Annotated in this window: 5 protein-coding genes; all 5 read right to left on the minus strand. The window is 62.0% G+C overall.

Going from position 1 to position 8,613, the window contains the following annotated elements; translation table 11 throughout:
• Positions 1 to 7 precede the first annotated feature (7 nt).
• Positions 8 to 1,468: a metallopeptidase TldD-related protein gene (locus tag GE253_RS06995; RefSeq protein WP_153203386.1), complete on the minus strand. Its 1,461-nt coding sequence runs from the start codon at positions 1,466 to 1,468 to the stop codon at positions 8 to 10.
• Positions 1,465 to 2,817, minus strand: coding sequence for a metallopeptidase TldD-related protein (locus GE253_RS07000; RefSeq protein ID WP_153203387.1), 1,353 nt, complete (start codon positions 2,815 to 2,817; stop codon positions 1,465 to 1,467). The genes GE253_RS06995 and GE253_RS07000 overlap by 4 nt, the downstream gene beginning before the upstream one ends.
• Positions 2,814 to 4,613 carry an ABC transporter ATP-binding protein/permease gene (locus GE253_RS07005; protein ID WP_153203388.1) on the minus strand — a complete coding sequence of 600 codons (1,800 nt, stop codon included), beginning with the start codon at positions 4,611 to 4,613 and terminating at the stop codon, positions 2,814 to 2,816. The genes GE253_RS07000 and GE253_RS07005 overlap by 4 nt, the downstream gene beginning before the upstream one ends.
• Positions 4,614 to 4,629: 16 nt before the next feature.
• Positions 4,630 to 6,960: a TonB-dependent receptor gene (locus tag GE253_RS07010; protein WP_153203389.1), complete on the minus strand. Its 2,331-nt coding sequence runs from the start codon at positions 6,958 to 6,960 to the stop codon at positions 4,630 to 4,632.
• Positions 6,961 to 7,245: 285 nt separating this feature from the next.
• Entirely contained in the window at positions 7,246 to 8,193 is a 948-nt protein-coding gene (locus GE253_RS07015) for a LysR family transcriptional regulator (RefSeq protein ID WP_211101373.1), read from the minus strand.
• Between the last annotated feature and the right edge of the window lie 420 nt (positions 8,194 to 8,613).

Genomic DNA, 8,613 nt, shown 5'->3' on the forward strand with positions numbered 1-8,613 from the left:
AACCGGCTCAGGTGCCCTGGCCGCCCACCATCATCTGGTCGATGCGCAGGCTGGGCTGGCCGACGCTGACGCTCAGCGTCTGCCCCTGCTTGCTGCATGTTGCGACGCCGGTATCGAGCGCCAGATCGTTGCCCACCATCGAGATATTCAGCAGGGCTTCATGCCCGACACCGATCAGGGTCGCACCCTGGACCGGGGCCACCAGCCGACCCTTTTCCACCAGCCAGGCCTCGCAGGTGGTGAAGTTGAAACGACCGGAAACGATATCGACCTGTCCACCATCGAAGGCGGTGGCATAGATCCCCCGATCAATGGAGGCGAGGATATCGGTCGGATCATCCGTGCCATTGGCCAGGAACGTGTTGGTCATGCGCGGCATCGGCAGATGCGCATAGGATTGCCGCCGCCCATTGCCGGTGGATCGCTGGTTCATCAGCCCGGCATTCAACCGATCCTGCATCAGGCCGGTCAGCACCCCGTCTTCCACCAGAACCGTGCGGTCAGCGGCACTTCCCTCATCATCCACGCCAAGGGAACCCAGCCGGTCGGGCAGCCCGCCATCATCGATCACAGTGACGCCGGGGGCGGCGATGCGCAGGCCGACCCGGCCATCAAAGGCGGACAGCCGCTTGCGGTGATGGTCGCCTTCCAGCCCATGGCCAACGGCCTCGTGGAACAACACGCCGGGATAGCCCGGCCCCAGAACGACGGGCATCTGACCGACCGGGGCAGGGATCGCCTCCAGATTATTCAGCGCCATCCGTACCGCCGTCGAGACCATGCTTTGCACTGCCGCAGCGTCGAAGCCCTGCAGGCCCAGCCTGCCGCCCAGCCCCGCCTGACCACGGGCCCGCTTTCCGTTCTGTTCAGCGACCAGCCTCACCCCGATGATGGTCAGCGGGCGGATATCCGCCGCCAGTTCACCATCGGCATTGGCGATCAGCACCTGCGTGTCATTGGCCCGTACATTGGCTTCGACGCGCACAATCCGGGGATCGGCTGCCCGGGCAAGCTGATCGATCCGGCCCAGCAGGTCGATCCAGGCCGCCGCATCTTCGAACGCAACCACATCAAGGACCGGATAGAGCGCGTGCTCGCCGGCGCGGCGGGTCATCGCCACACCCTGCGGATGCCGCAATGTGTCGCCATGCCGGGCCAGGGTGCGCACCGCGCGCACCGTATCCAGCAGGGGTTGCGGCCGGATATCGGCGGAATGGGCGAAGCTGACAGCGGCGCCATGCGCCGCCCGCGCACCCACACCCTGGCGCATGGCAAAACTGCCATTAGTGACGCGGCCATCCTCCAGCCGCCAGGTGCGGGTGCTCGTCGCTTCGAAAAAAAGGTCGGCCAGATCGGCACCGCCACCGGCCAGCTCGCCCAGGGCGCGACCGATCACCGCCTCATCCAGTCCGGTCGGACCGAACAGCCTGGCACCCACCCGCTGGATTGCGCTTTCACCGCCATTCATGCGCCGCCTCCCACCTGCATTTCATCAATCAGGATCGAACCGGTGCTGATGGCGCCTTGCCGTTCGATATCACTGCCCACGGCCTGGATGCCGGTCAGCATGGCGGGCATCGACCCCGCCAGGGTCACGTCGTTTACTGCGTGAACCACCATCCCCTCTTCCACCCACAGCCCCTTGACCGCATGGGTCCAGTTGCCGCTGGTCGGGTCGATGGAGCCGCCTTGAAGGCCGGTGACCACCAGTCCGGTGCCCAGGCGCCGCAGCATTGCCAGCCAGTCACCCCCCGGTGCATCGCTGACCAGCCGCAGATTATAGAAGCCATCCGCATTGCCGGTGGATCGCATACCCAGCTTGCGGGCGGAGAAGGTGGAAAGGAACAGGCCTTCCGCTACGCCCTTGCGCAGGATCGCCCGTGTCGATCCGGCAATCCCCTCACTGTCAAACCCACCGCTGGCCATGCCCAGCGGTTCAAACGGGTCTTCGATCAGGTCAAGATGGGGGGCGGCAACAGCACGCCCCAGCGGATTGGCCAGAAAGCTCATCTTCCGGTGCTGTGCCATGCCGGTCAGCGCACCGGCCAGCTCCCCCACCAGGGAATGGGCGGTGCGGGCATCGAACAGTACCGGGTAGCGACCACTCTTCACCGTGCGGGCACCCAGTGCGGACAGCGCGCGTTCAGCAGCCCGTTCCGCGATGGCCTGTGCTGGCAGCAGGGCATCAGCCCGGCGTCCCTGCGACTGGCAGTAATCGGAGGTGCTGCCGCCCCCATCTTGCGCCAGCATCGCGCACCAGCGCCCATCCTGGGAGGAACGCGCGCTGCGGCAAAAGCCGTCACTGGTGGCAAGCGCCCAGATATTCTCACTAGCAAGTGCCACGGATTCACTGACCCTGAGCCGCCCTTGAACAGCATCGGCAACCGCCACCGCGGCGCGGTCGATGGCGCCGGCCGCTGCCATCAGCGTGTCGGTACCGCGCGGCCCCTCGGCGTAGAGTTCTGGGGCTGGGCCGGTGATGGCGAGCCAGTCGGCAGGCGGCAAGGCCGCATCGGGATCGGGCTGGACATGGCCGGCAATCAGCATCGCCTCCTCCACCACCCGTTCGATGGCGGCGCGGTCCAGCGACTCGGTGGAGGCCGATCCGCGCCGCCCCTCCCGAAAGACAGTAACGGAAAGGGATTGGCCGCCGCTGCGCTCCGCCGTTTCCACCACCCCGTCGCGTATGACGATCCGGGCAAAGCCGTGATTGCTGGCGGTGGCGCGTGCCGCCGCCCCCCGCTGAACCGCCAGCTCAACGGCCCGGGCGGCTGCCACGCGCAGTTCCCCTTCGCTACGGGTTAATAGTTCGCTCATTGGGGTGCCCCGATTGCCATGGTGTGCCCCTGTCCAGCCGACAGCAGCAGACGGTGCGTGTGGAAACTGGCGAGCTTCTCGTTATGCACAACGCTGATGATGGTGGTGTCCGGCATCGCCGCCAGCACCGAGCTGTAGAAATGATCCGCGTTGCTGGCATCCAGGGCGCTTGTCGCCTCATCCAGCACCAGCAGGCTGGGACGTTGCAGCAGGATGCGGGCCAGGGCCACGCGCTGCTGTTCACCCGGCGACAGTTCGTCCTGCCACATCCGCTCCTGGTGCATGGCGGGGATATGCTGCTCCAGGCGCACCTTCTCCAGCAGTGCGGCAACGGTGGCATCGTCATGATCTTGCGCCCGGTCGGGGAAACAGATCGCGTTCTTCAGGCTGCCCAGCGGCAGGTATAGGCGCTGCGGCACCAGCATGGCGCTGCCGCGCCGTGTCATCGCCACGCTGCCCGCCCCATCGGGCCAGAGCCCGGCGATGGCGCGCAGCAATGTCGTCTTGCCGGCCCCCGACGGACCTTCGATCACCCAGCGTTCCCCGTCGCGCACCGTCCATTCATCCATGGCCACCAACGGTGCCCCATTGGGACGGCGCAGGTGCAGACCGGTTACTTGGATCGATACGCCCTCCAGGGTCTCACCCGGCAGAAACCGGATACCGCGGGGACGCTCATTGTCGATGGAATCGTCCAGCGCCTTCAGACGGTTGATATTGGCAATCTGCCGGGCAATGCCAGGATAGACCTGGACGAAATAGGACAGGGAAGTAGTGAACATGGTGAAGGCATCGCGCGCCGCCATGACCTGGCCGAAACTGATCGTTCCGGCGAAAAACTTGGGCACGGTCAGGAACAGCGGGACCACGCCGATCACCCGTTCATAGATGCCGGTCCCCAGGCTCAGTCCGATATTGGCCCACATCAGCCGGTACCAATTATGGCGGATATTTTCGAAGGCTTGCCTCAACCCGTCCTTTTCCAGCCCCTGGGTGCCGGAAAAGGCGATCTGTTCACCATTGCGGCGGACATGGATAAGGCTGGAACGGAAATCAGCTTCAAAATGCTGTTCACGCATCCGCCGCCGGATAAAGGGCTTGCCGATCCAGGTGATGACCACTGAACCGAACAGCACATAGAAGATCGAGAACCAGATCAGATCGCCACCCGGCAGCCAGAGATCATAGCCGAACAGGGTGAATTCCAGCGGGCTGGACATCTGCTGCAGGATAACGCCGAAGCTGATGGCACTGACCAGGCTGGAACCGATGCCGATGGCAACGCCGATCAGCGAATTACCGCTGATGATCGAGGTAAAATCCCGGATATCCTCAGCAATGCGCTGATCGGGATTGTCGATCATCCGCAACCGTTCAATGTCATAGAACCGGTCGCGGGCGAACCAACGGTCCATGTACCAGTTGGTCAGCCACCGCCGCCAGCGCATGGTCAGGGTCCAGCCGACCAAGCCATTGGCCAAAGTCACGCCAACCTGCAGCGCCGCGATCATCAGGAAGCTGACGATCAGCGAGAGGAAGAGGCCGGCTTGACGCTGCTCAATCGAGTCGAAAAATTCCCGCTGCCACTGGTTCGACCAGATGAAGGAATAGATCGTGCCGCCCTGGATGCCGATATAACAGAGCACCAGAAACCAGGCTGCCTTCCAGTCTTCGGAGACGAAATACCGGGTCGTCAGCCGCCAAGCATGACCGATTCGCTCGCGCTTATCTTGCTTGGCGTAGCGGGGGCCCGCCTCCAGGCGGGCCTCCTCAATGTTGGATTGGCTGGACATCATGGCTGTTTGGAACCTGTCAGAACAGACGCTTGCTGATGCTCAGCCGTACATTACGCGGTTCATCGACAGGTACGAAATCCGGCACCGTGGTGACGTTGTAATTCCGCCGGTCGAAGAGATTGCGGATACCGAGATTGACATCGAACCCGTCGAAGGAGAGGAAGCCGTTGACATCCACCTGACGGGCACCCGGCACGACATAGGCCCCCAGATTATCCGCGTATGAATGCGTGCGCCCGAACAAGCCCACCCCAAAGCCGCCGGTCAACTCATCGGTAATCTCGGTGCGATAGTTGCTGTAGAGGCTGTAGGTAACGCGCGGCTGCCGGAATACAACCTTCCTGAACGCGGTCGGTGTCAGTTGAACATAGTTGGTCCGGGTCAGGGATGCCTGAACCGTCCAGCCAGACATAATCTGCCCAACGATATTCAAGTCGATCCCCCGTCCGCGCTGCCCAGGGGCGGGGAGCGAAAAGCCTGGATGCTGTGTATCCGGGACCAGCGTATTGTCCTGCTGAATATCGAAATAGGAGGCGTTGATCGTTGCCCGTTCATTGAACAGATCAAGCTTCACCCCCGCCTCCTTGTTGGTGGAGGTGATGTTGGGCAGCGGATTGCCCGTCACGTCCGTCGATGTGACGGGTGAATTACCCTTCACATAATTGGCGAAAATGGAGAAATTGTCCGTCGCATCGTAGATGATGCCGAAATTGGGGACATCCGCCGAATTCTTCGTGGGTGGCGGCTTGCTAAAGCCGAACATCTCGAAATTGGTCTCGTACCAGTTGCGACGCACGCCGCCCAACAGCTTCAGCTTCCCGATTTCGACGAGCATCTGCCCATAAATGCCCTGCTGCTGGGATTTCAGCCGGAAGGACTTGTTCGTCGCCTCGGGGCGCGGCGGCACCGGAATGCTGTTATTAGCGCCCAGGGGGATATTGGGGATCACCGTATAGGCGCTGCTGCTCAGAGGCTCAAAGTAGCCGCTGCTGTAATTATACCCAACATTGAGCCGGGCCTTCACCAGGCTGCCAATTGCCGTGTTGAACCGGAAGAAGGCATCTGCCGCATTGGACTTACCCTGTTGGCCGGAACCGCGCACCGCCGCCACAAGCTGGCCCTGCCGGTTGCGGCCGAGCGGGTACACATCAAGCCCCAGCTTATTGTCATCATGCAGGCCACGGGCGACGAACGCGATGTTGGGCGTGAATTCATGCGTCGCGTCGAGGTAGACGCGCTTCGTTTCGATATGGACGGACTGATCACCGGAAAAGATTGGCGTGCTCAGGCTACGCTCGATGATTTTCTTTGTATTCGGATCGAACAGGGTGAACGGAACGATGCCGGTTGTGGCCTCCGTCAGGGTGGCGCCCAGGATAATGTCGCTTTTGGCATCCTTGAAACGCAGCGATGGGGCGAAGAGATATTCCTTGTTGCCCGTATAGCCGCCGTAATTGCGGTCCGCCCGCTGCGCACTGGCAATCGCACGGGCCGTGAACTTGTCATCTTCCGTCAGCGCGCCGTTGGCATCAATGACACCGCGCAGCAAACCATAGGAGCCGGTGTCGACGCTCATATCCACTCGCGTGTTCGCGCTTGGCTTCTTCGTCACGACATTGACATTGCCGCCCAGATTGTCGAACCCGACCAACAGGGCATCTGGCCCTTTCAGAATTTCCACCCGCTCGATGCTGGCGACGGGCTGGCTGGCTCCTGCTGTAACACCATAGGTTGAGGAACCGGAAAGACCGTTGATCAGGCCACCACTGTTGAACCCGCGCACCGTATAGCTCACCCCCGCATTGGGGTTGTTCAACTGCGCGGAGACGCTGCCGGCGTTGCGCAGCACGTCGGTGATGGACAGCGCCTGCTGGTCCCCGATGGTCTTGGCGGAGATCACCTGCGTGTTGCGCGGCTGTTCGCGCAGCGACAGGCCGCTGCGGTCGGAGGTGGAGGCTTGTCGCACCAGCGCATTGATTTCCGCCTCATCACGGCGGGCCGTGACCGTGATGGTGCCATAGATATCGAAGCTGCCATCCTTCTGCTCATCAACGATCAGGATCGCACGGCCGATTGCGGTTTCAATGGCCTGGAGCGGGGTCGCCGCATGTTCAACCGGACGGGCAGCCACATTTTCTACGGCGTCAGGATCATATCGGATCGCCTTACCGCTCATCGCGGCAATCTTTTGCAGGGCCTGCGCCAACGGCATGGACGGCAGGGTGTAATCCTGAACGCGTTCCTCTTGGGCAAGAGCAGGCATCGTCGCCGCCATGATCATGGTGGACAGCAACCCGAAACCGGCAGTCTTGCGGAAGCGACGCGCATTGGCCGTAACATTGAACATGTGAACCCCCTTTCTGCGGCGCGCACTCCCCTCGCCACGCGCAGCAACAGCCACGCGCCCTGGTGAATGTCGGCCCTTATGAAAAAACAGCCCCGCCTGGCAGCGGTGATGGCATCCCTTTGCCCAAGCGGCTCCAGGATAGCGGCCGTCCCCCTGTTAACCAGCGTTCTTGTCTCATGGCCTGGGCCATGGCCGAACTTCCCGGTCAGTGTTGAGGCTATGCTACGGCTTCGTGACGGACAAATTAGAACTGTTCATGCACGGCATGAATAGCGGCAATGGCCATCATCGGCCCATCAGCTGCCGTCCCCGCTCTTCCAGGCACTTGATGAACCAGGCCAGCATGGGGTCTCGCCGCCGGTGGCTGCCCCATTGGGCCACAATGCTGGTCCATTGCGAAGCGAAGGGCACTGGGATCACCTTCAGCGGCATCATTGAGGCATAAGACTGGAACAACCAGGAGCTTCCGGTGGCCACAAGGTTGCTGCCGACGACCAACATCGGCAGGGTCGCCTGGGAACTGGCGCGAACACAGATCCTGCGGGACTTCAGCAAATCGGCCCCCTTCGCATCCAGGGGCTGGAAGGGGGGGGCCTCGCCCTGGACCGCGATATGGCGGGCGGCACGATAGTGCGCCTCACTGATCTCAAATTGGTCCAACAGGTCGGGATGCTCGCTCCACACCATACAGGAAGCATGGTCGCTCAGGATTGGGCGCGTCTCCAAGCGGTCAACAGCGGTCGAGGCCGGAAGCAGCAGCAGATCGGCCCCATGCTCCAGCGCCTGCTGGGGCATTGCCATGTCCAAGGGCATCAGGTTGATGCACATGTTCGGCGCGTCGCGCGACAGGTGCCGCAATACCGGTCCCAGCAGCATCTGCTCAACCCCCTCGGAGGTGGCAATGGTGATACTGTCCTGGCTGGTCAGAGGATCGAAATCCAGGGCGTAATTAAAGGTTCCTTCCACCTCCCGCATCACCCGGCGAACTTCCCCTCGCAGTGCCATGCCCAACGGGGTGAGAAACTGGTCGCCGCCCGCATGGGTGACCAGATCGTCACCGAAATGGTCGCGGAGTTTCTTCAGCGCATGGCTCATCGCGGACTGGCTGAGATGGACCCGACGCCCCGCCTCCGTCAGGGTGGGGGCGTGCAGAATGGCATCAAGCGGATAAAGAAGATTGAGGTTCAGTCGGCGGACAAAGGCGTCGTCGGTGGAAACCCGGTTCGAACTCATCACCTTTGGCCTTTGCTGAATTGAACTGACTGAACTGTACCTCAATTGCCGGCGGCACATGCCAACGGCGCCGACCGGGGTCCGTTGGCTTCCTCAAGCAATACAGCGACATCTTCGCCCACTGCGCATCCGTCAGTATCAAGCGTTTCATCAGAAGCTTGAACCACATCAACCCAGATTTGGGAATCATAAATCTCAACAGGCCCTATAGCGGATGCAGGCTCCTCCAGCGCCACCTGCGTTCGGCTAAACGCAGGTGGCGCTATGCTATGATTTGTTAGCCGAACCATCCCGCTACGTCGCCGGTCTGGCCCAGGATGGTGATGGTTTGGCCGGCGGCAAGGGTCAACACGGTGTTGCCGTTTACCACCGTGGCGGAATTGATGATCGCCGCCATATCCATGCTGGGATCGTAAAGGG

The organism is Niveispirillum sp. SYP-B3756, from assembly GCF_009495745.1.
Taxonomy (GTDB): domain Bacteria; phylum Pseudomonadota; class Alphaproteobacteria; order Azospirillales; family Azospirillaceae; genus Niveispirillum.

Excerpts from the sequence above, each read along its gene's own strand:
- GE253_RS06995 (WP_153203386.1), bottom strand. The coding sequence starts at position 1,468 with ATGAATGGCGGTGAAAGCGCAATCCAGCGGGTGGGTGCCAGGCTGTTC.
- GE253_RS07000 (WP_153203387.1), bottom strand. The coding sequence starts at position 2,817 with ATGAGCGAACTATTAACCCGTAGCGAAGGGGAACTGCGCGTGGCAGCC.
- GE253_RS07005 (WP_153203388.1), bottom strand. The coding sequence starts at position 4,613 with ATGATGTCCAGCCAATCCAACATTGAGGAGGCCCGCCTGGAGGCGGGC.
- GE253_RS07010 (WP_153203389.1), bottom strand. The coding sequence starts at position 6,960 with ATGTTCAATGTTACGGCCAATGCGCGTCGCTTCCGCAAGACTGCCGGT.
- GE253_RS07015 (WP_211101373.1), bottom strand. The coding sequence starts at position 8,193 with ATGAGTTCGAACCGGGTTTCCACCGACGACGCCTTTGTCCGCCGACTG.